Below are 20,748 nucleotides of genomic sequence, written 5' to 3'. Positions count from 1 at the left end.
ATGTCGTTAAAAACAATAAAATATTTTTCTACTCTCATTGTCGCCGTCGTCGCCGTTCTGGCCGCGTGGTGGTTATGGAATTACTATATGCAGTCACCGTGGACACGCGATGGTAAAATCCGCGCGGAACAGGTCAGCGTAACGCCGCAGGTTTCTGGCAGCATTACCCAACTCAATATCAAAGATAATCAGTTCGTCAACGCCGGGGACGTTCTCTTTGTCATTGATAAAACGCCCTTCCATATTGCAGAACTTAACGCGCAGGCGCAGTTGGCCAAAGCGCAGTCCGATCTGGCAAAAGCGAATAATGAAGCCGATCGACGTCGACATTTATCGCGTAACTACATCTCTGCTGAAGATCTGGATAGCGCCAATCTGAATGTTAAAGCGATGCAGGCCAGCGTAGATGTCGCACTGGCGACGTTAAAACAGGCGCAGTGGCAGCTTAGCCAGACGGAAGTAAAAGCGCCGGTATCCGGCTGGGTGACCAACCTTTCCACACGTACCGGTGATTATGCCAGTACCGGTAAGCCGCTTTTCGCCCTGGTAGATAGCCATTCATTTTATGTAATGGGATATTTCGAAGAAACCAAACTACGCCATATCCGCGAAGGTGAGCCTGCATTAATAACACTGTATAGTGGCAATATTAAGTTACAGGGTCACGTTGGCAGCATCGGGCGCGCTATTTACGACCAAAGCGTGGAAAGCGACTCCGGTTTAGTGCCCGATATCAAACCCAACGTACCGTGGGTACGTCTGGCGCAACGCGTACCGGTACGTATCGAATTTGACGCTTTGCCGCAGGATATCACGCTCGTCTCCGGCACTACCTGCAGCGTAGCCATTGGACAGCGGTAATGAAACTCTCCCTGCCGGCCCTGCGAAATACGCCCTGGTTTAAAGCGACCTCCGGCCAGTGGCGTTACGCGTTGCGCAATACCATTGCTATGTGTCTCGCGCTGACATTCGCTTATTATCTCAATCTGGATGAGCCCTACTGGGCGATGACTTCGGCCGCAGTGGTGAGCTTTCCGACCGTAGGCGGCGTAATCAGTAAAAGTCTGGGGCGTATTGCCGGGAGTTTACTCGGCGCGACCGCCGCGTTAATTATTGCCGGCCATACGCTGAATGAACCCTGGTTGTTCTTATTTAGCATGGCTGCCTGGATCGGTTTTTGTACCTGGGCCTGCGCGCATTTTACCAATAATGCCGCTTATGCTTTCCAGTTGTCCGGCTACACGGCGGCAATCATCGCGTTCCCGATGGTTAATATTGTAGAAATCACGCAGTTGTGGGATATCGCCCAGGCACGTGTATGTGAAGTTATCGTCGGCATCCTCTGTGGCGGCATGATGATGATGATCCTACCCAGCACATCGGATGGCACTGCCCTGCTCACCGCGTTGAAAAACATGCATGCGCGCTTGCTGGAACATGCCAGTCTACTTTGGCAGCCGGAGACTACCGACGCCATCCGCTCCGCGCATGAGGGCGTGATTGGGCAAATTCTGACCATGAACCTGCTGCGTATTCAGGCCTTCTGGAGTCACTACCGTTTTCGCCGCCAGAATGCATTGCTAAATGCATTGTTACACCAGCAATTACGGCTAACCAGCGTGATCTCCAGTCTGCGTAGAATGCTTTTAAACTGGCCGACGCCGCCGGAAAACAGCCGCGAAGTCATTGAACAACTCTTAGCTGAGTTGGCAAAACCGCGCGCGGACAGCTACACCGTGGCGCGGATTATTGCGCCGCTACGCCCGCAGGATCAACAGGATTATCGTCACCTCGCGTTCTGGCAGCGATTACGCTATTTTTGCCACTTATATCTGCGCAGCAGCCGTCAGTTATATCTGATCGAAAGCGGCGCGCCGGTGGATCAAATCCATATCCGCCGCACTCCCGGCCTTGCGCGGCATACGGATAACGCAGAGGCCATCTGGAGCGGCGTGCGTACCTTTTGCACGCTCACGGTGATTGGCGCCTGGAGTATTGGCGCGCAATGGGAATCCGGGCCCGGCGCATTAACCCTGGCGGCGATCAGTTGTGTCCTCTACTCCATCGTCGCCACGCCGTTTAAGTCGCTCACCTTATTGATGCGAACTTTAGTGCTGCTGTCCTTATTCAGCTTCGTGGTGAAATTTGGCCTGATGGTGCAAATCACCGATCTGTGGCAATTCTTGCTTTTCCTTTTTCCGCTGTTCGTCACGATGCAACTGCTTAAACTGCAGATGCCTAAGCTGGCGGGACTGTGGGGGCAGCTTATCGTTTTTATGGGCTCATTCATCGCCGTGACCAATCCGCCGGTGTACGACTTCGCCGACTTCCTTAACGATAATACCGCCAAGATTGTCGGCGTCGCGATTTCCTGGCTGGCGTTTGCGATTTTGCGCCCCGGTTCCGATGCCGTAAAAAGTCGCCGCCATATCCGCGCGCTACGCCGGGATTTCGTCGATCAGCTTAGCCGTCATCCTTCCCATAGCGAAAGCGAGTTTGAATCGCTGACCTATCATCACGTCAGTCAGCTCAGCAATAGCCAGGATGCGCTGGCGCGCCGGTGGTTATTACGTTGGGGAGTGGTACTGCTGAACTGCTCGCATGTGGTGTGGCAGCTGCGCGCCTGGGAGTCGCGTTCCGATCCGCTTTCCCGGGTGCGGGATATTTGTATATCCCTGCTGCGTGATGTGATGAGCGAGCGCGGCGTGCAGCAACGCCCGCTTGCCGTCACGCTACAGGAACTGCAGCGTATCTGCGACACGCTCGCACATCATCATCAACCCGCCGCGCATGAGCTGGCGGCGATTATCTGGCGTTTACACTGTTCGCTGTCGCAGCTGGAACAGGCTCCAGCGCAGGGAACACTGTCTCCGGGTTATTTAATGACGCCGCAGGCGTAACGCATTCCGCCGCCGCCGAGCGGTTTCGGCTGATCGGACATGTTATCGCCGCCCACATGGATCATGAGCGCTTTATCTTTCACTTCATCAAGAGACTTCAGACGCGGCGCAGTAACCGGTTCGGTGGCGATACCATCATTATTAACGACTAACACCGGGAGGTCGCCCAGATGCCCCTGGCCTTCCGGTCCTTCATGCTTGCCGGTATTTTGTGGGTCCAGATGACCACCAGCGGCCTCTGCGGCAACTGCTTTGCCGTCTTTAATCGCGGGCTGGCAGCTACCGTTGGCATGAATGTGAAAACCATGCTCGCCCGGCGGTAACGCTTTAAGGTGTGGGGTAAATTTTAAGCCGCCTTCGGTTTCATCGATGACGACGGTGCCGATAGACTGTCCTACGCCTTGCGCCGTCACCAGGTTCATCTCTACTTTCTCGCTGGCGGCCTGCGCACCCGCACAGGCCAGCAGCGTCACCATCGCTAAACTTAATCGCTTCATAAAACCTCCGTTACATGTGGTCGTCTGTTAAGTGTAAACCACTGGCGAAAACATGAACGGAAAGTCAACGAGTTGGCGATTACGGCACGTCATAACCCAGTGCCGCCTTGCGGATTCGGAACCACTGTTGACGCGACAATGACAGCGTTTCCGCTTCTAGTGCGGCGCGTACGCGTTCGATTTTACCCGAGCCAATAATCGGCAGCGGCTGCGACGGCAAACGTAAAATCCAGGCATAGACCACCTGTTCAATAGAACTGGCGTTGAGTTCTTGCGCGATAACGGAAAGTTCCTGGCGCAACGGCTGATAAGCCTCATCATTAAACAGCCGACCGCCGCCAAGACATGACCAGGCCATCGGACGAATACGCAGTTGCTGTAATTGATCTAATGTGCCGTCCAGCAACAAAGGCTGATGAACCGGCGAGATCTCCACCTGATTGGTCGCCAGGGTGAACGGCAGGCGCGATTGCAGCAACGTAAATTGCGCTGGCGTAAAATTAGAAACGCCAAAATGGCGCACTTTGCCGCTTTGATGTAGATGTTGAAACGCCTCGGCGACGTCATCCGCATCCATTAACGGATCGGGACGGTGAATTAACAACATATCCAGATAATCTGTCGCCAGATTTTTTAATGACTGTTCGGCGCTCAGAATAATATGGCGGCGATCGGTAATATAATGACCGAGCCTATTTTCCGCTCTGGCGGTGGTCGCAATACCGCATTTGGTAACGATTTGCAGTTTTTCCCGCAAATGCGGCACCAGCGTTAGCGCCTCGCCAAACGCCGCTTCGCACTGATAACCGCCATAAATGTCCGCATGGTCAACGGTAGTGACGCCCAAATCCAGATGTTCTTCGATAAAACTCACTAACTGACGCGCGGACATATTCCAGTCCATCAGACGCCAGTAACCCATGACAAAACGCGAAAACTCCGGGCCTTGTGGAGCGATGGTGATACGCTGAACCATAACAGATTCCTCATAGAGAATAATGAGGTTGAGTATACGCAATTCCGCGTTTAAAAGAGTGAAGGTTGTTGAGGATCTTCCGATGGGAGAGGCTTGTTTGCGCGTATTTTACGCAAGAAACGCTGGCGACAAAGCCGCAGTACATTTTGTTTCTCGGCATCGCTCATTTTTTGCCAGTTAAACCGTTCGTCGCGGCTGCGCATACAGCCCCGACAAAAGCCACGCTCATCAGACTGACAGATACCGCGACATGGGCTTGCTACAGGAAAAAACTCCAACTGCTCGGCCACATCCCCTCCTCAACGTTTGGCGCTTATGACTATTGAAGACGCTAACTGACATTATGGCAACTCTGCTTGCAGTAGACCGACTGGTCTACTATACTGCCTGCTATGAATAAGCAAACCGAACACGATACCCGCGAACATCTGCTGGCCACCGGCGAGCAGCTTTGTATGCAGCGGGGTTTTACCGGCATGGGGCTTAGCGAGTTGCTCAAAACCGCCCAGGTGCCTAAAGGGTCGTTTTATCACTACTTTCGCTCGAAAGAAGCCTTCGGCGTCGCCATGCTTGAGCGACATTATGCCTGCTATCATCAGCGTCTTACGGCGCACTTCACCTCCGGTCCCGGTAATCATCGCGATCGTCTTCTCGCCTGGTATCAGGAAACGTTAAATCAGTTTTGCCAGCAAGGCGCCATCAGCGGTTGCCTGACGGTGAAACTGTCAGCGGAGGTCTGCGATCTGTCGGAGGATATGCGCTCTACGATGGATAAAGGGGCGCAGGAGATCATGGCACTGCTTGCACGCGCGCTGGAAGATGGCCGTAATAGCCACTGTTTACATTTCACCGGCCAGCCGTTGCCACAGGCGCAGGTACTTTATGCCCTGTGGCTGGGCGCCAATTTGCAGGCCAAAATATCCCGTAGCGCCGCGCCGCTGGAAAATGCGTTGGCGCATGTTAAGACCATCATTGCAACGCCTGAGCAGTAACAGGCGTTTTTATTTCCTTTATTACAAGACGACCGGTCTACTTATATCAGGAGCCACTATGTCATCAGCAAAATTGTTTACCCCCCTCAAGGTGGGTGCCATCACGGCGACAAATCGCGTATTTATGGCGCCTTTGACGCGTTTGCGGAGTATTGAACCGGGCGACATTCCTACGCCGTTAATGGCGGAATATTACCGTCAACGCGCCAGCGCCGGATTGATCATCAGCGAAGCCACACAAATCTCCGCACAGGCGAAAGGTTATGCCGGCGCACCGGGATTACACAGCGATGAGCAGATCGCCGCCTGGAAAAAAATCACTCAGGGAGTCCATGCCCAGGGCGGCCATATGGCGGTGCAACTGTGGCATACGGGCCGTATTTCACACGCCAGCCTGCAACCAGGCGGACAAGCGCCCGTCGCGCCATCCGCTATCAATGCGGGAACCCGCACCTCTTTGCGTGATGAAAACGGCCAGGCCATCCGCGTAGAGACTTCCACGCCGCGCGCGCTGGATACTCACGAGATTCCAGGGATCGTCAACGATTTCCGCCAGGCTATCGCCAATGCCCGAGAGGCAGGCTTCGATCTGGTGGAGCTGCACTCCGCGCACGGTTATCTGCTGCACCAGTTCCTCTCGCCGTCTTCTAATCACCGTACCGATCAGTACGGCGGCAGCGTAGAGAATCGCGCCCGTCTGGTGCTGGAAGTGGTTGATGCCGGCATTAAGGAATGGGGCGCGGACCGTATCGGCATCCGCCTTTCTCCTGTCGGCACTTTCCAGAATGTCGATAACGGCCCGAATGAAGAGGCTGACGCCCTTTATCTGATTGAAGCGTTAGGCAAACGCGGCATTGCTTATCTGCATATGTCTGAACCAGACTGGGCGGGCGGCGAACCGTACAGCGACGCGTTCCGTGAAAAAGTGCGCGCACGTTTCCACGGTCCCATCATCGGCGCTGGCGCCTATACGCCAGAAAAAGCGGAAGATCTGATCGAAAAAGGGCTGATTGACGCCGTGGCGTTTGGTCGCGATTACATCGCTAACCCGGATCTGGTAGCGCGTCTGCAATGTAAAGCGAAACTCAATCCACAGCGTCCCGAAAGTTTTTATGGCGGCGGCGCGGAAGGCTACACTGACTACCCTACTCTGTAATTTCATTGATAGCGGCCTCACATCGCCGCTATACTTTGAATATCTTGACTATTTTAAGGACAACGAAAATGCGTTTATTGCATACTATGCTGCGCGTCGGCGATTTGCAGCGTTCCATCGCTTTTTACACTAACGTTCTGGGCATGAAATTGCTGCGTACCAGTGAGAATCCGGAATACAAATACTCGCTGGCCTTTGTGGGATATGGTCCGGAAACGGAAGAAGCGGTCATCGAACTAACCTATAACTGGGGCGTTGAGAGCTACGACATGGGTAATGCGTACGGGCATATCGCGCTGAGCGTTGACAATGCTGCTGAAGCCTGTGAACGCATTCGTCAGAACGGCGGCAACGTGACCCGTGAAGCGGGGCCGGTAAAAGGCGGTTCGACCATCATCGCCTTCGTTGAAGATCCGGATGGCTATAAAATCGAATTGATTGAAGCTAAAGACGCAGGCCGCGGTCTGGGTAACTGATCCCCCGCCGGGCGCAGGTCACTGCGCCCGTTGTTTTACTGCATCCCGGCGTAAAATTTGCCATAATACGCGCTGCATTTTTTCGTATTAAGAGACTCAGATGTCCGATAACGCTCAACTTTCCGGTCTGTGCGACCGTTTTCGTGGTTTTTATCCTGTCGTCATCGACGTTGAAACTGCAGGATTTAACGCTAAAACCGATGCGCTGCTCGAAATCGCCGCCATCACGCTGAAAATGGATGAACAAGGCTGGCTGATGCCGGACATGACGCTGCATTTCCATGTGGAGCCATTCGCTGGAGCCAACTTACAGCCGGAAGCGCTCGCGTTTAACGGTATCGATCCCTCTAACCCGCTACGCGGCGCGGTGAGTGAATATGAGGCGCTACACGCTATTTTCAAAATGGTGCGTAAAGGTATCAAAGAAAGCGGTTGTAGCCGCGCCATTATGGTCGCGCATAACGCCACTTTTGATCACAGTTTTATGATGGCCGCCGCAGAGCGCGCCTCGCTGAAACGTAACCCGTTTCATCCGTTCGTCACCTTTGATACCGCGGCATTGAGCGGACTGGCGCTGGGACAAACGGTGTTATCAAAAGCGTGCCTGGCGGCAGGTATGGAGTTTTACGGCGAAAAGGCCCATTCCGCTTTGTATGATACCGAGCGGACAGCGGTGCTGTTTTGTGAAATCGTCAATCGCTGGAAGCGCCTGGGCGGCTGGCCGTTACCTTTGCCGACGGACAAATAACGAGGCTAACAACGCCACTCTTGCTCACGATGGCAGTAAAAAAGCGACCTTTACAGGTCGCTTTCTCCTTTCACAGATTACTCTGCGTCCGGCTCCTGAGTTTTATATTTTGCCGCAGTTTCTTTAATAAGCTGCTGCAACTCACCACGCTGATACATTTCAATCACAATATCACACCCGCCGACCAGCTCGCCGTCCACCCACAGTTGTGGGAATGTCGGCCAGTTGGCGTATTTCGGTAATTCAGCGCGAATATCCGGGTTTTGCAGGATATCAACATAGGCAAAACGTTCCCCGCAGGCTGAAAGCGCCTGAACGGCCTGCGCAGAGAAACCACAGCTTGGCAGTTTCGGTGAACCTTTCATATACAGGAGAATCGGGTTTTCAGCGATCTGGCGCTGAATTTTTTCGATAGTGGTGCTCATTGTCTCGCTTCCTTAAACTACTTTTACGACTGAAGCCTGTCATTGTAACGGGTCAGGCTGGCAACGGAAAATAACATTTTCCTCATGCCTTATTATTTTACCGTCTGCGGGAATAAGTTGTATACAAAATATCTTTTAAGCGGGTTGCCACGCAGTGATTTGTAGATAACGCGTTCGTATTTAGCATTAATTGCTATTTTTTTTACATCTGTTAACGAAACACAGCTTCAGAAACCAAAAGCAATTACCAATCTGTGCTTTTGTAGATTAGAATTATCAGGTTTTGTAAATCATACGCAGGCATGAATCGCCTGCCTTTAACAGAGGATTGCTCAGTGGCGCGGATAAACAAAATCTCGATCACGCTCTGTGCTTTACTTTTTACTACTCTCCCTTTTACGCCAATGGCCCATGCTTCCAGGCAAGCCAAAGCGACGCCTGCTGTTTCTCATGTCACGAAAACGGCAGATAAAAAGAAAAGCACAACGAAAAAGATCAGTAAGACCAACAAAAAAAACGTAAAAAAAACCTCAAAAACCAGCCGTTCTTCTTCCGCTTCTACGCCAAAACGTACCACCGCCTCCACGAAATCTCGTCATACGACGCATCGTCGTAACAGAACCGCGCCCACGTCAATCGCCGCCCTCGACGTAACGGAAAAATGCACGACGCGTAAAGGCCGTAAGCCGCACTGCGTGAAGGGGAAAGGAACATTGCCGGTCTCTATTGCCGATGCGCATCGTGCAAAAGTACAAAAAGCGACGAAAACCGCGATGTCCAAACTCATGAATCAGATTGGTAAACCGTATCACTGGGGAGGCGCGTCGCCGCGCACCGGTTTTGATTGCAGCGGTCTGGTTTATTATGCCTATAAAGATTTAGTGAAGATCCGTATCCCCCGAACGGCGAATGAGATGTATCACCTGCGTGACGCGGCGCCCATTGAGCGTAGCGAGTTGAAAAACGGCGATCTGGTGTTCTTTCGTACGCAGGGGCGCGGCACCGCCGATCACGTTGGCGTCTATGTCGGCAACGGTAAGTTTATTCAGTCCCCGCGCAGCGGTCAGGAAATTAAGATCACCTCACTGAACGAAGAATACTGGCAACGTCATTATGTCGGCGCCCGCCGGGTGATGACGCCTAAAACAATTCGCTAATATTTTATCCTGTCGTTTAACGACAGGATAACTTCTTCTTTTGCGCCACCTCTCAATTTGCTACCCTATCCTTACGCGCACCAGGGTTATTGTGCGTGCGCAATATTAATAATAAGGAGAGAAGCAATGTCGTTCGAATTACCTGCATTACCGTATGCCAAAGATGCTCTGGCGCCGCATATTTCTGCCGAGACGCTGGAATATCACTATGGCAAACATCATCAGACTTACGTGACCAATCTTAACAATTTGATCAAAGGCACGGCGTTTGAAGGCAAATCGCTGGAAGAGATCGTGCGCGCCTCCGAAGGCGGTATCTTTAATAACGCCGCTCAGGTGTGGAACCACACCTTCTACTGGAACTGCCTGGCGCCAAACGCTGGCGGCGAACCGACCGGGAAACTGGCTGATGCTATCGCGGCATCTTTTGGCAGCTTCGCGGAATTTAAAGCGCAGTTCACCGATGCCGCTATCAAAAACTTTGGTTCCGGATGGACATGGCTGGTAAAAAGCGCTGATGGCAAACTGGCTATCGTTTCTACCTCAAATGCCGGTACGCCGCTGACTACGGATGCAACGCCGTTGCTGACGGTTGATGTGTGGGAACACGCGTATTACATCGACTACCGCAACGCCCGTCCAAACTATCTGGAGCATTTCTGGGCGCTGGTTAACTGGGAATTTGTTGCGAAAAATCTCGCCGCATAAGTCTGAGTACGCAGAAGGTACGCCTTCTGCGTTTTAGAGAGGGATAGACAGAGGAGACGCCCCCCTCAGAAGAGAGGAAATCAGTGCAGAGCGGCCGTTAATCCACCTGCGACAATCACGCCCAGAACAATCAGCGTAGTAATCAACGAAAATTTCAGGTCGGTACTCATCAAGTTTTCTCCTTTTTATTCCCACACAAAAAGTGATATAGCGCATTTTTGCACATTCCCGCACAAAAATCTCTCATGTTTTATATTGATAACTGTTTTTAACGCTTCCCCTTTTCCTCAAGATCAGACAAAATTCCAGGCTTACTGAATTAGCGTAACGGCCATTGACCCCTTCCTGACGTTCCGTGTCGTTTTTCCGGCGTGCCGCAACCCTGATGTTGCGATTAGGGTGTGTGTAGGCAAACGTTTACCTGGCGTTTCTCAGGAGCTTAGCGAGGGTCTGGAGTGAAATGTAATGGCAACAATTAAAGATGTAGCGAAACGGGCAAACGTTTCCACTACAACTGTATCACACGTAATCAACAAAACGCGTTTTGTCGCTGAAGAAACGCGTAACGCGGTCTGGGCGGCAATTAAAGAGCTGCACTACTCTCCCAGCGCCGTCGCGCGTAGCCTGAAGGTTAACCATACCAAGTCGATAGGCTTACTGGCGACCAGCAGCGAAGCGGCCTATTTTGCCGAAATTATCGAGGCGGTTGAAAAAAACTGTTTCCAGAAAGGCTATACGCTGATTTTAGGCAACGCCTGGAATAACCTGGAAAAACAGCGCGCCTACCTATCCATGATGGCGCAAAAGCGCGTGGATGGCCTGCTGGTGATGTGTTCTGAGTATCCAGAACCTCTGCTTTCCATGCTGGAAGAGTATCGCCATATTCCGATGGTGGTGATGGACTGGGGTGAGGCGAAGGCCGATTTTACCGACACGGTGATTGATAACGCCTTTGCAGGCGGCTATATGGCGGGTCGTTATCTGGTTGAGCGCGGCCACCGGGATATTGGCGTTATTCCCGGCCCGCTGGAGCGCAACACCGGCGCGGGCCGGCTGGCAGGCTTCATGAAAGCCATGGAGGAGGCGCTGATCAACGTGCCGGACAACTGGATTGTTCAGGGCGACTTCGAGCCGGAATCCGGTTACCACGCGATGCAGCAAATTTTATCGCAGTCACACCGCCCTACCGCCGTTTTCTGCGGCGGCGATATTATGGCGATGGGCGCGCTTTGCGCGGCTGACGAAATGGGGCTTCGCGTACCGCAGGACGTTTCGGTGATCGGTTATGACAATGTGCGTAACGCCCGTTTCTTTACCCCGGCGCTGACGACGATTCACCAGCCCAAAGACTCTTTAGGCGAAACCGCATTTAATATGCTACTGGATCGCATCGTCAATAAGCGTGAAGAGTCACAGTCTATTGAAGTTCATCCACGCCTGGTTGAGCGTCGCTCGGTCGCTGACGGCCCGTTCCGCGACTATCGGCGTTAATCCCCGCAGTCGGGAGCCTCTTCTGGCTCCCGAAGCCACTCCCGATTCAACGTTTCGCTATCGCCCAAATAGTCCAGCAGCCATGCCAGCGCGGGCGAGGCCTCGTTTTGCTGCCACGTCACGCAACAGGCCGCATCGGGAAACGGATTCTCTAACGTCAGCGCCACCCATTTTCCGCTGTCTATCCACTGTCGGGCAAAATGCGTCGGCACCATTCCCACGCATAGTCCTGCCGACAGGCAGGTTGCCGATGACTCCCAGTCCGGTACGACGACCCTTTTTTGGTTATCCAGCAACCAGGTAATCCGTTTCGGTAAGGTTCGCGAAGTGTCTTCCCTGACCAGCGACGGCCAGTTGCGCAGGGTATCGTCGCTTAACGGCCCAGGCATTGACGCCAGCGGATGATCGCTTGCCACTACGCAGCTCCAGCTCAGGGTCCCCATATCCCGAAAAGCGTAACGCCCCCCTACCGGAATCGCCTGCGTCGCCCCAATCGCCAGTTCGACACGCCCGTCGGAGAGCGCGTCCCAGACGCCGTTAAACACCTCCTGAAAAACCAGCAGTTCCACATCGTCAAAATGGCGATAGAAATCGACGATCATCTGCCGGGTACGTTCTGGTCTGACGATATTGTCCACCGCAATAGCTAACTGCCCGCGCCAGCCATTAGCAATTTGCTGACACTGCTGGCGAGTGATCTGCATTTTTTTGATAACAGAACGCCCTTCTTTTAAAAACCAGATGCCAGCAGGCGTCAGTTCAACATCACGGTGACGTCGTACAAAAAGCGGTACGGCCAGCCACTCCTCTAGCTGACGAACGGTGTAACTGACTGCTGAAGGCACACGGTGCAGTTCCTGCGCCGCCGCGCTAAAACTGCCATTGCGCGCCACGGCGTCAACCACTTCAAGCGAGTATTCCGACCACATAATTTGCCTACAAAAATTTTGAATTCACTGGACAAATATTAACGTTTCACAACCGTAATTTCACTCCCTACACTCTGCGACAATGTCTGTCTGATAAGAAAGAGAAACAAATATGCAACCTGGAAAAGGTTTTTTAGTCTGGTTAGCCGGCCTTAGCGTGCTGGGGTTTCTGGCTACGGACATGTACCTGCCCGCGTTTGCCGCCATACAGGCGGATTTACAAACGCCTGCCGCCGCGGTCAGCGCCAGCCTCAGCCTGTTTTTAGCTGGCTTTGCCGTCGCGCAACTCCTCTGGGGACCGCTATCGGATCGTTATGGCCGTAAACCGATTTTACTGCTGGGGTTATCTATCTTTGCACTCGGAAGTCTGGGGATGCTGTGGGTAGAAAGCGCGGCAGCACTGCTGACGCTGCGCTTTGTGCAGGCCGTCGGCGTTTGTGCGGCAACGGTAATCTGGCAAGCGCTGGTGACCGATTATTATCCTTCGCAAAAAATTAACCGTATCTTCGCCACGATCATGCCACTGGTGGGATTATCCCCGGCGCTTGCGCCCTTACTGGGAAGCTGGATACTGACGCATTTCTCATGGCAGGCGATTTTCGCCACCCTGTTCGTGATTACGTTGTTGCTGATGTTGCCAGCGCTGCGCTTAAAACCATCGGTAAAAGCGCGTACCGAGGTACAGGATAAACTCACTTTCGCGACGTTGTTACGCTCTAAAACCTATCGCGGTAATGTGCTGATTTATGCCGCCTGTTCCGCCAGCTTTTTTGCGTGGCTAACAGGATCCCCGTTTATTCTCAGCGCGATGGGTTACAGCCCGGCAGTGATTGGCCTAAGCTATGTTCCGCAAACCATCGCTTTTCTGATTGGCGGATATGGTTGCCGCGCGGCGCTACAAAAATGGCAGGGCTACCAATTGCTTCCGTGGCTGTTAGGGCTGTACGCGCTGAGCGTTATCGCCACCTGGGGAGCGGGCCTTCTGAATAATGCCTCACTGGTGGAGATCCTGATTCCTTTCTGCGTAATGGCGATTGCTAATGGCGCCATCTACCCTATCGTCGTCGCGCAAGCGTTACGCCCTTTCCCTCAAGCCACGGGGCGCGCTGCGGCGCTACAAAATACGCTGCAACTGGGGTTATGTTTCCTGGCAAGCCTGGTGGTTTCATGGCTCATCAGCACGCCGCTGTTGACCACCACCAGCGTAATGCTCTCTACCGTTGTTCTGGCGGCGTTAGGTTACAAAATGCAGTCTCATGCAGAGTGCGCTGAGGCCGAATTTCACCATGCCAATGTCGCCCACGACAAGTCTCACTAAAAGCTTGTTAACCGCTGGTAATTAGCACGCTAACAATTTTCGGTTGAATCATCAAAAATTGCGGCCTATACTGATTCACGGTTGTTTATATTACGATAATTATTAGGCATTAACGGGAACCGGAGCGTTCCCGATTCACCATGGATGGCCTTTTCGGCAAGGGTTCCTCCCTTCCTCTGTTCTACGTCGGATAACTGGCTCACGGAATTGCCCGTGGGATTTCTCACAAAGCCAAAAAAGCGTCTACGCTGTTTTAAGGTTCTGATCACCGTCCAGTGATGGAGAAACTATGAGTTCATCGTGTATAGAAGAAGTCAGCGTACCGGATGATAACTGGTACCGAATCGCCAACGAATTGTTAAGTCGCGCGGATATTACAATTAATGGTTCCGCCCCGTCTGACATTCGTGTTAAGAATCCCGATTTTTTTAAACGCGTCCTTCAGGAAGGATCGTTGGGGTTAGGTGAGAGTTACATGGATGGCTGGTGGGAATGCGAGCGTCTGGATATTTTCTTCAGCAAAGTCTTACGTGCCGGTCTTGAAAATCAACTCCCCCACCATGTTAAAGATACGCTCCGTATCCTCGGCGCGCGTCTGATTAATCTACAAAGTAAAAAACGCGCCTGGATTGTCGGCAAGGAACATTACGATCTTGGTAATGACCTTTTTTCCCGTATGCTCGATCCCTATATGCAATATTCTTGCGCCTACTGGAAAGATGCCGATACGCTGGAAGCGGCACAGCAAGCCAAGCTGAAATTAATTTGCGAAAAGCTACAGCTACAACCCGGGATGCGTGTGCTGGATATCGGCTGCGGCTGGGGCGGCCTGTCGCAATATATGGCGACCCATTATGGCGTTAGCGTGGTGGGCGTAACGATCTCCGCTGAACAACAAAAAATGGCGCAGACGCGTTGCGAAGGTCTGGATGTCTCCATTCTCCTGGAAGATTATCGCGACCTTAACGATCAGTTTGACCGAATCGTCTCCGTCGGTATGTTCGAACATGTCGGGCCAAAAAACTACAACACCTATTTTGAGGTTGTTGACAGGAATTTAAAACCGGATGGTCTTTTCCTGCTCCATACTATTGGTTCTAAAAAAACCGATCATAATGTCGATCCGTGGATCAATAAGTATATTTTCCCCAACGGTTGTTTGCCGTCTGTTCGTCAAATCGCCGAGGCCAGCGAATCACACTTTGTAATGGAAGACTGGCATAACTTTGGCGCCGACTATGACACGACTCTGATGGCGTGGCATGAGCGCTTTATCAATGCCTGGCCAGAGATTGCGGGCAATTATAACGAGCGCTTTAAACGTATGTTCAGCTATTATCTCAACGCCTGCGCGGGTGCGTTTCGCGCGCGTGATATCCAGCTTTGGCAGGTGGTATTTACGCGCGGCGTTGAAAACGGTCTGCGCGTTCCTCGCTAATCATCTCCCCCGCATTTCATGCGGGGGAATCTTATTTTCCGTTAGCCAATGTCGGCCTGATTTCTGACCGCATTTTCTCGTGCAGCCAGTACGCGTTCTACGGTATCAACAACCGCCTGCGTTTGCGGATCGATCTCGATATTCACACGCTCACCCAGTTTTTTTCTGCCAAGCGTAGTACGTTCCAGCGTTTCCGGAATGAGATGCACGCAGAAGCGCGTTGGCGTTACCTCGCCGACGGTCAAACTGATGCCGTCGACGCCGATAAAGCCTTTATACAGGATATACTTCATCAGGGACGCATCCTGCACTTTAAACCACACCTGATGGTTATTTTCGGAGGTCAGGATTTTCGCGATCTCCGCCGTCGTAATAATATGCCCCGACATCAGATGACCACCGATTTCATCGCTGAATTTGGCGGCGCGCTCTACGTTGACCTCATCACCTACCCTCAACGCGCCCAGATTGGTGATGCGCAACGTTTCTTTCATCAGATCAAAGCTTATCTGGTTGCCGTTTATTTCAGTCACCGTCAAACAGCATCCGTTATGCGCTACCGACGCCCCCGTCTCCAGCCCCTCCAGCATGTAGTCCGGTAACGTCACCACATGGGTGCGAAAGTTGGGTTTTTCATCAATCGATACCAGTTTCGCGGTACCCTGTACGATCCCCGTAAACATATCTTCAACTCCTGAAATAAATAAAAGCAGAACTGTTCAGCACAATAGCAGGTGGAAAAACAGCTTGCCAGCAATGCGCCGTTAACAACTGTTTTTTCGCTGGAGAAATAGTAATACCCCGCTACAATAGACTGAAATTTCCCCTGCTATTTCTTTTGGCTGCCACTACGGCGGCTTTTTAGTCTTTCATATAACAACAAAATAAAAGGTGAATACGTGCAGAAGTATACCAGTGAAGCGCGTCAGTTATTAGCGTTAGCGATACCGGTGATCCTTGCGCAAGTGGCACAGACCGCAATGGGATTCGTCGATACCGTCATGGCAGGAGGCTATAGCGCTACGGACATGGCTGCCGTCGCTATCGGCACCTCTATCTGGCTTCCCGCCATTTTGTTTGGTCACGGCTTACTGCTGGCCTTGACGCCTGTGATTGCGCAACTCAATGGCTCCGGCCGTCGTGAGCGTATCGCGCATCAGGTTCGACAAGGGTTCTGGCTGGCGGGCTTTGTCTCCGTGCTGGTGATGATCGTCCTGTGGAATGCCGGATACATTATCCGCTCTATGCATAATATTGATCCGGCGCTGGCCGATAAAGCCGTGGGTTATCTTCGCGCGCTACTGTGGGGCGCGCCAGGATACCTTTTCTTTCAGGTAGCGCGAAACCAGTGCGAAGGTCTTGCCAAAACCAAACCGGGTATGGTGATGGGATTTTTGGGCCTGCTGGTGAATATTCCGGTGAACTATATTTTTATCTATGGCCATTTTGGTATGCCTGAACTCGGCGGTATCGGCTGCGGCGTTGCGACCGCGGCGGTCTATTGGGTGATGTTTATCGCCATGCTTTCTTACATTAAACACGCGCGTTCAATGCGTGATATTCGTAATGAAACAGGCTTTGGCAAACCCGATAGCGTCGTCATGAAGCGCCTGATTCAACTGGGGTTGCCGATTGCGCTGGCGCTGTTCTTTGAAGTGACGTTGTTTGCGGTCGTTGCGCTGCTGGTTTCGCCATTAGGTATTGTGGATGTCGCGGGTCATCAGATTGCGCTTAACTTTAGCTCGCTGATGTTCGTACTGCCGATGTCGCTGGCTGCGGCGGTAACGATTCGAGTGGGTTATCGTCTGGGCCAGGGCTCAACGCTGGATGCGCAAACCGCAGCGCGTACCGGTTTAGGCGTCGGCATTTGTATGGCTGTGGTTACCGCGATCTTTACCGTTACTCTGCGTAAGCATATTGCTTTGCTCTACAATGACAACCCTGAGGTCGTGACGCTTGCCGCGCAATTAATGCTGCTCGCTGCGGTTTACCAGATTTCCGACTCTATACAGGTTATCGGCAGCGGTATTCTGCGCGGTTATAAAGATACGCGTTCCATCTTTTTTATCACCTTTACCGCCTACTGGGTGTTAGGTTTACCCAGCGGTTATATCCTGGCGTTAACGGATCTGGTGGTTGATCGTATGGGACCGGCAGGCTTCTGGATGGGGTTCATCATCGGCCTGACCTCGGCGGCGGTGTTAATGATGCTACGGATGCGCTATCTACAACGTCAGCCGTCCGCCATCATTTTGCAGCGCGCTGCGCGATAATACGACGATAGCCGTCGCATGGCGGCTATTTTCTCGACATGTTGCATATTTCCACCGCAATCAGGTGATTTCAGGAAGAAAATTGCGATTTCCCTCTTGCCTCATTGCAGTTGTGACGCTAATATTCGTCCCCGTTGTCACCTACAACGTTGCGTTCATAGCTCAGTTGGTTAGAGCACCACCTTGACATGGTGGGGGTCGTTGGTTCGAGTCCAATTGAACGCACCATCATTTTAATGCGTCTGTAGCTCAGTTGGTTAGAGCACCACCTTGACATGGTGGGGGTCGATGGTTCGAGTCCATTCAGACGCACCAATCCATTATCTTGTTTAATTTTATAATACGCTATCTGGTGCTTGTGTCAGGCTAAAAGCGATTATTTTCAGTCTCTCATCTTTATCGTCAAACAAATCAACGCGCTGCTCTATACGCTATTACCCTCTTAACCTTCGCAGTGGCCTGAAGAAGCATACCAAAGGCATTTATGGTGTTTCGGTAGAATGCGCATAATCTATCTTCATCACCATACGTAACAAGGCTGCAACGGGTTCAAATAACGTTTCAGGAATTTTATCTCCACGTTCCACTTCAAAAAATAATGAGCGGGCCAGCTCAACATTTTCAACAACGGGGATGCAGTTGCGTTCAGCGATGTTAACAATATAGTTAGCTTGAGCATCACTACCTTTTTCCAGAACGCGTGGTATTGGCATATCGGTGGGATGATAGCCAAGACAAACCGCAATATGCGTTGGATTACGCACTACCGCAACAGATTGTTTAACAGATTGAGCTAAACTCCCACTTTGTATTTCACTCTGCATTTCCCGACGCCGTGTCTTCATTTGAGGGTCTCCCTCCAGATCTTTATGCTCCTGTTTTACGTCATCTTTACTCATTTTTAGATCTTTTCTAATCTTATAATATTGAAAAGAATAGTCCAGTATGCCAACGACGATATAAAAAGCCATCACCCCTACCCATAACCATTTTATTAAAGAAGAAACTACAAGCAGGCCACAGGCTAACCCACAGTACGGTAGTGCCCGAAAAGTACTGGCATAATAATAAAAGAAAAAGGCAAAGATAAGAGATAGCATGATAACTTTTAGGCTGGATTTACATAATTCCACTACGCTATGTAAAGAGAATATCTGCTTAAAATTACTTACCGGATTTATATGCTCGCTTTTAAAACCAATGGCCTTGCTGGCAATAACCACCCCCACCTGAAGAAACACGCTACCCACAGTAGCAACTATTACCCCTGCGCCCAGAAACAGCAGTGCAGAAGTCAATGACTCTATCAAAGCATGAGTCAATTGCGTTAATGCATAAGAAAATGGTTTATTTACTAATTGTAATGTGAAAGTTATTGACGCAATCAGTATCAAAATCATCTTTTCAGTAAAAAAATGAAAATACAAATAAAGCGCAATCAGCTGAAATAATGATGTTATTTCAATACTTTTGACGACCTGCCCTTCCTTACGGCCATCACGTAATTTCTTTTCTGTAGGCTGTTCTGTTTTCTCGCTCATACAGATGGGAACCAGTCTTTCAGATAAATATAAAATTTATCGCTTTCAACCAAATAGTGATGAAGAGCATAAGGGAATGAGATCAGGAGCGTCAGTAGAACTAATATACTTTTGAGCGGCATTGAGAAGAAAAACACATTCAATTGTTGTGCCGACCGATTTAAAAGACCTAAAGCCAGATCGGCTAATACCATACATATTATGGCAGGAAGAGAGAAACTGACACATAATTGATAAAGCGTTCTCCACTCTGCCTGGATATATTTTAAAAATTGCCGATCAAATAATAAAGTACGCCCCGGTGGTAAATATTGGTATGACTCATACAGAATGTTTAATATAAACTCCATGCCGCCGCTTATAAAGAAAATAACACACAAAAACTGGCTGAAAAGCAAGCCAAAAAGTGAGGTTTCAGCTTCCATTGTAGAATTGAATATCGTACCCATTGTCGCGCCACGTAAAGTATCAAGCAGAAACCCCGCCATATCAACGGCCCAAAAGGGAACCGCCGCACAAAACCCAATTAAAAAACCAATAATCACCTCTCCGGTGACTAACCCTAACCAACTGTAATCTTTACCAATATGCATCATAATCTTCTGCTGGTAAATGATTGGTAAGATGGGAAAGGTAAGTGACATAAGCACGCCATTACGTAAAAGCGCGGACCCTAAACTGCCACTTTTTAATAGGGGAAGTAATAAAGAGAGGCTCAATGGTCGAATAAAAGCCACAGCCAATGCAATAAGCCACTCATTTACCTGTTGTGCCATTCAACCATGCTCTCCAATTCGTAACATTATCTGCCGGGTATAATTCAACAGGATACCGCTAAGCCATGGGTAGCTGACCATTAAGGTTATTGCAATTGCCAATAATTTAATCATGAACTGTAGCGTTTGGTCCTGTATTTGAGTCAAGGCCTGAACAAGGCTTACGATGACACCAACTACCGATGCCACCAACACCACCGGCATAGACGTAAACAGGACGATCCATAAAAGTTGCGTTACAAATTGCGTCAATTCAGAATCATTCATGAAAAGCTCTGTACCAATTGCGCCAGTGTCAGATCCCAACCGCCTGCCAGTAAAAATATTAGCAGCTTAAACGGCAATGAAATGGTCATCGGCGACACCATCATCATCCCCATAGCCAGCAGTATATTTGAAATAAGCAGGTCAATAGCCAGAAAGGGAAGATAAATAAGTAATCCAATCCGAAACGCCTGCGTTAACTGACTCACCGTAAATGCCGGAATTAATATGAGCAAAGAATCAGGTTTTATCTTTCTTTTTATGTCTTCAGGCCAGGTTCGTTTTATCAAATTCCGAAAATAATTGGCTTCCTTTTCTTCAGAGTTTTTTTGCAAAAACTGTCGATAAGGCGCTAATGCTTTACTGTCCCACTCCGACGTCCAGAAAGGAGCGCCAGCGACCTGAACCGGATGCCAGCGCTCTTTTACAGCTAATAGCGTCGGCCCCATAATGAATAAGGAAAGTACAAGCGCGAGGCCATACAGTGCGATATTTGGGGGAACTTGTTGAATACCCAGAGCATTTCGTAAAATCGAAAATACCACCGCCAGTTTAAGGAAAGAGGTTCCCATGACGATAATGAGAGGCAGTATTGAAAGCAGAAACAATATACCAATCAGTTGCAAAGGCGAATCGGGTAAAGACATACTGTATCTCTCATGACACGACCTGGAACGCTATTA

Annotated in this window: 23 protein-coding genes and 2 tRNA genes; 14 read left to right on the top strand and 11 right to left on the bottom strand. The window is 50.7% G+C overall.

Annotated elements, in window-relative coordinates; all coding sequences use genetic code 11:
- Together J4645_RS05535 and J4645_RS05530 are read left to right on the top strand one after the other, a co-directional pair.
- A complete protein-coding gene (locus J4645_RS05535; RefSeq protein ID WP_001518804.1) occupies positions 1-861 on the top strand; it encodes an HlyD family secretion protein in 861 nt (286 codons plus the stop codon).
- The gene (locus tag J4645_RS05530; protein ID WP_023214683.1) at positions 861-2,900 is read left to right on the top strand and encodes an FUSC family protein; all 2,040 of its coding nucleotides are present in this window, start codon (positions 861-863) and stop codon (positions 2,898-2,900) included. Before J4645_RS05535 ends, J4645_RS05530 begins: the two co-directional genes overlap by 1 nt.
- On the opposite strand, the gene sodC2 is transcribed toward J4645_RS05530, so the two are convergent.
- From sodC2 to J4645_RS05515, 3 genes are all read right to left on the bottom strand, one after another.
- Positions 2,876-3,397, bottom strand: a complete 522-nt coding sequence (gene sodC2 / locus J4645_RS05525) for a superoxide dismutase [Cu-Zn] SodC2 (protein WP_000826820.1) — start codon at positions 3,395-3,397, stop codon at positions 2,876-2,878. The two genes, J4645_RS05530 and sodC2, sit on opposite strands and share 25 nt — an antisense overlap.
- 79 nt (positions 3,398-3,476) lie before the next feature.
- Positions 3,477-4,373 carry an aldo/keto reductase family oxidoreductase gene (locus J4645_RS05520; protein ID WP_001644508.1) on the bottom strand — a complete coding sequence of 299 codons (897 nt, stop codon included), beginning with the start codon at positions 4,371-4,373 and terminating at the stop codon, positions 3,477-3,479.
- Between the two features lie 50 nt (positions 4,374-4,423).
- On the bottom strand, positions 4,424-4,663 hold the full coding sequence (locus J4645_RS05515) for a DUF1289 domain-containing protein (RefSeq protein WP_001538148.1): 240 nt from the start codon (positions 4,661-4,663) through the stop codon (positions 4,424-4,426).
- Positions 4,664-4,765: 102 nt separating this feature from the next.
- On the opposite strand from J4645_RS05515, the gene J4645_RS05510 reads away from it, so the two are divergent.
- The 4 genes from J4645_RS05510 to rnt all read left to right on the top strand — a co-directional run bounded on the left by J4645_RS05510 (position 4,766) and on the right by rnt (position 7,745).
- On the top strand, positions 4,766-5,365 hold the full coding sequence (locus J4645_RS05510) for a TetR/AcrR family transcriptional regulator (RefSeq protein ID WP_001041828.1): 600 nt from the start codon (positions 4,766-4,768) through the stop codon (positions 5,363-5,365).
- 58 nt (positions 5,366-5,423) lie between these two features.
- Positions 5,424-6,521, top strand: a complete 1,098-nt coding sequence (locus J4645_RS05505) for an alkene reductase (RefSeq protein WP_000092927.1) — start codon at positions 5,424-5,426, stop codon at positions 6,519-6,521.
- Positions 6,522-6,589: 68 nt separating this feature from the next.
- Positions 6,590-6,997 (top strand): lactoylglutathione lyase, encoded by a 408-nt coding sequence (gene gloA, locus J4645_RS05500; protein WP_001237787.1) that lies wholly within the window; start codon positions 6,590-6,592, stop codon positions 6,995-6,997.
- 100 nt (positions 6,998-7,097) lie between these two features.
- Positions 7,098-7,745, top strand: a complete 648-nt coding sequence (gene rnt / locus J4645_RS05495) for a ribonuclease T (protein ID WP_208208944.1) — start codon at positions 7,098-7,100, stop codon at positions 7,743-7,745.
- 77 nt (positions 7,746-7,822) lie between these two features.
- Here rnt and grxD read toward each other — a convergent pair whose 3' ends face one another.
- Positions 7,823-8,170, bottom strand: coding sequence for a monothiol glutaredoxin 4 (gene grxD, locus J4645_RS05490; protein WP_000108176.1), 348 nt, complete (start codon positions 8,168-8,170; stop codon positions 7,823-7,825).
- A 335-nt stretch (positions 8,171-8,505) separates the two neighbouring features.
- Between grxD and J4645_RS05485 the strand changes: the two genes are divergently transcribed.
- On the top strand, positions 8,506-9,327 hold the full coding sequence (locus tag J4645_RS05485) for a C40 family peptidase (protein ID WP_023223549.1): 822 nt from the start codon (positions 8,506-8,508) through the stop codon (positions 9,325-9,327).
- 126 nt (positions 9,328-9,453) lie between these two features.
- Positions 9,454-10,035: a superoxide dismutase [Fe] gene (sodB, locus tag J4645_RS05480; RefSeq protein WP_000007294.1), complete on the top strand. Its 582-nt coding sequence runs from the start codon at positions 9,454-9,456 to the stop codon at positions 10,033-10,035.
- An 80-nt stretch (positions 10,036-10,115) separates the two neighbouring features.
- Here the strand turns inward: sodB and J4645_RS05475 are convergent, their stop codons facing one another.
- On the bottom strand, positions 10,116-10,205 hold the full coding sequence (locus J4645_RS05475; RefSeq protein WP_000102277.1) for a YnhF family membrane protein: 90 nt from the start codon (positions 10,203-10,205) through the stop codon (positions 10,116-10,118).
- A gap of 295 nt (positions 10,206-10,500) precedes the next feature.
- On the opposite strand from J4645_RS05475, the gene purR reads away from it, so the two are divergent.
- Entirely contained in the window at positions 10,501-11,526 is a 1,026-nt protein-coding gene (purR, locus tag J4645_RS05470; protein ID WP_000190992.1) for an HTH-type transcriptional repressor PurR, read from the top strand.
- On the opposite strand, the gene punR is transcribed toward purR, so the two are convergent.
- Positions 11,523-12,455 carry a DNA-binding transcriptional activator PunR gene (gene punR, locus J4645_RS05465; RefSeq protein ID WP_000269512.1) on the bottom strand — a complete coding sequence of 311 codons (933 nt, stop codon included), beginning with the start codon at positions 12,453-12,455 and terminating at the stop codon, positions 11,523-11,525. The genes purR and punR overlap by 4 nt on opposite strands.
- A gap of 112 nt (positions 12,456-12,567) precedes the next feature.
- Between punR and punC the strand changes: the two genes are divergently transcribed.
- Both punC and cfa read left to right on the top strand, forming a co-directional pair.
- Positions 12,568-13,773 (top strand): purine nucleoside transporter PunC, encoded by a 1,206-nt coding sequence (gene punC / locus J4645_RS05460; RefSeq protein ID WP_023214682.1) that lies wholly within the window; start codon positions 12,568-12,570, stop codon positions 13,771-13,773.
- Between the two features lie 289 nt (positions 13,774-14,062).
- Positions 14,063-15,211 (top strand): cyclopropane fatty acyl phospholipid synthase, encoded by a 1,149-nt coding sequence (gene cfa, locus J4645_RS05455; protein ID WP_000098879.1) that lies wholly within the window; start codon positions 14,063-14,065, stop codon positions 15,209-15,211.
- A 41-nt stretch (positions 15,212-15,252) separates the two neighbouring features.
- Here the strand turns inward: cfa and J4645_RS05450 are convergent, their stop codons facing one another.
- A complete protein-coding gene (locus J4645_RS05450) occupies positions 15,253-15,894 on the bottom strand; it encodes a riboflavin synthase (protein ID WP_000493971.1) in 642 nt (213 codons plus the stop codon).
- Positions 15,895-16,110: 216 nt separating this feature from the next.
- On the opposite strand from J4645_RS05450, the gene mdtK reads away from it, so the two are divergent.
- The 3 genes from mdtK to J4645_RS05435 all read left to right on the top strand — a co-directional run bounded on the left by mdtK (position 16,111) and on the right by J4645_RS05435 (position 17,799).
- The gene (mdtK, locus tag J4645_RS05445; protein ID WP_060634064.1) at positions 16,111-17,484 is read left to right on the top strand and encodes a multidrug efflux MATE transporter MdtK; all 1,374 of its coding nucleotides are present in this window, start codon (positions 16,111-16,113) and stop codon (positions 17,482-17,484) included.
- Between the two features lie 151 nt (positions 17,485-17,635).
- Positions 17,636-17,712: transfer RNA gene (locus J4645_RS05440), tRNA-Val, on the top strand.
- 10 nt (positions 17,713-17,722) lie between these two features.
- Positions 17,723-17,799 (top strand) — tRNA-Val (locus tag J4645_RS05435).
- Between the two features lie 167 nt (positions 17,800-17,966).
- Here the strand turns inward: J4645_RS05435 and ssaU are convergent.
- The 4 genes from ssaU to ssaR are packed head-to-tail and all read right to left on the bottom strand — an operon-like array spanning position 17,967 to position 20,712.
- Entirely contained in the window at positions 17,967-19,025 is a 1,059-nt protein-coding gene (ssaU, locus tag J4645_RS05430; RefSeq protein WP_001291707.1) for an SPI-2 type III secretion system apparatus protein SsaU, read from the bottom strand.
- The gene (gene ssaT, locus J4645_RS05425; RefSeq protein ID WP_000068771.1) at positions 19,022-19,801 is read right to left on the bottom strand and encodes an SPI-2 type III secretion system apparatus protein SsaT; all 780 of its coding nucleotides are present in this window, start codon (positions 19,799-19,801) and stop codon (positions 19,022-19,024) included. The genes ssaU and ssaT overlap by 4 nt, the downstream gene beginning before the upstream one ends.
- Positions 19,802-20,068, bottom strand: a complete 267-nt coding sequence (gene ssas, locus J4645_RS05420; protein ID WP_000999982.1) for an SPI-2 type III secretion system apparatus protein SsaS — start codon at positions 20,066-20,068, stop codon at positions 19,802-19,804.
- Positions 20,065-20,712, bottom strand: a complete 648-nt coding sequence (ssaR, locus tag J4645_RS05415) for an SPI-2 type III secretion system export apparatus protein SsaR (protein WP_000056367.1) — start codon at positions 20,710-20,712, stop codon at positions 20,065-20,067. Before ssaR ends, ssas begins: the two co-directional genes overlap by 4 nt.
- Positions 20,713-20,748: the final 36 nt, after the last annotated feature.

The organism is Salmonella sp. 32082101201600294FB01SM01, assembly GCF_017572865.1.
Classification (GTDB): domain Bacteria; phylum Pseudomonadota; class Gammaproteobacteria; order Enterobacterales; family Enterobacteriaceae; genus Salmonella; species Salmonella enterica.
This window is presented reverse-complemented; position numbering and strand designations above follow the sequence as displayed.

What these genes read in the sequence shown, in the direction of transcription:
- grxD (WP_000108176.1), bottom strand. Translation starts at nt 8,170, where the DNA reads ATGAGCACCACTATCGAAAAAATTCAGCGCCAGATCGCTGAAAACCCG.
- sodC2 (WP_000826820.1), bottom strand. Translation starts at nt 3,397, where the DNA reads ATGAAGCGATTAAGTTTAGCGATGGTGACGCTGCTGGCCTGTGCGGGT.
- ssaR (WP_000056367.1), bottom strand. Translation starts at nt 20,712, where the DNA reads ATGTCTTTACCCGATTCGCCTTTGCAACTGATTGGTATATTGTTTCTG.
- rnt (WP_208208944.1), top strand. Translation starts at nt 7,098, where the DNA reads ATGTCCGATAACGCTCAACTTTCCGGTCTGTGCGACCGTTTTCGTGGT.
- punR (WP_000269512.1), bottom strand. Translation starts at nt 12,455, where the DNA reads ATGTGGTCGGAATACTCGCTTGAAGTGGTTGACGCCGTGGCGCGCAAT.
- purR (WP_000190992.1), top strand. Translation starts at nt 10,501, where the DNA reads ATGGCAACAATTAAAGATGTAGCGAAACGGGCAAACGTTTCCACTACA.
- J4645_RS05520 (WP_001644508.1), bottom strand. Translation starts at nt 4,373, where the DNA reads ATGGTTCAGCGTATCACCATCGCTCCACAAGGCCCGGAGTTTTCGCGT.
- sodB (WP_000007294.1), top strand. Translation starts at nt 9,454, where the DNA reads ATGTCGTTCGAATTACCTGCATTACCGTATGCCAAAGATGCTCTGGCG.
- J4645_RS05510 (WP_001041828.1), top strand. Translation starts at nt 4,766, where the DNA reads ATGAATAAGCAAACCGAACACGATACCCGCGAACATCTGCTGGCCACC.
- punC (WP_023214682.1), top strand. Translation starts at nt 12,568, where the DNA reads ATGCAACCTGGAAAAGGTTTTTTAGTCTGGTTAGCCGGCCTTAGCGTG.
- ssas (WP_000999982.1), bottom strand. Translation starts at nt 20,068, where the DNA reads ATGAATGATTCTGAATTGACGCAATTTGTAACGCAACTTTTATGGATC.
- ssaT (WP_000068771.1), bottom strand. Translation starts at nt 19,801, where the DNA reads ATGGCACAACAGGTAAATGAGTGGCTTATTGCATTGGCTGTGGCTTTT.
- J4645_RS05530 (WP_023214683.1), top strand. Translation starts at nt 861, where the DNA reads ATGAAACTCTCCCTGCCGGCCCTGCGAAATACGCCCTGGTTTAAAGCG.
- J4645_RS05450 (WP_000493971.1), bottom strand. Translation starts at nt 15,894, where the DNA reads ATGTTTACGGGGATCGTACAGGGTACCGCGAAACTGGTATCGATTGAT.
- J4645_RS05535 (WP_001518804.1), top strand. Translation starts at nt 1, where the DNA reads ATGTCGTTAAAAACAATAAAATATTTTTCTACTCTCATTGTCGCCGTC.
- J4645_RS05505 (WP_000092927.1), top strand. Translation starts at nt 5,424, where the DNA reads ATGTCATCAGCAAAATTGTTTACCCCCCTCAAGGTGGGTGCCATCACG.
- ssaU (WP_001291707.1), bottom strand. Translation starts at nt 19,025, where the DNA reads ATGAGCGAGAAAACAGAACAGCCTACAGAAAAGAAATTACGTGATGGC.
- gloA (WP_001237787.1), top strand. Translation starts at nt 6,590, where the DNA reads ATGCGTTTATTGCATACTATGCTGCGCGTCGGCGATTTGCAGCGTTCC.
- J4645_RS05475 (WP_000102277.1), bottom strand. Translation starts at nt 10,205, where the DNA reads ATGAGTACCGACCTGAAATTTTCGTTGATTACTACGCTGATTGTTCTG.
- cfa (WP_000098879.1), top strand. Translation starts at nt 14,063, where the DNA reads ATGAGTTCATCGTGTATAGAAGAAGTCAGCGTACCGGATGATAACTGG.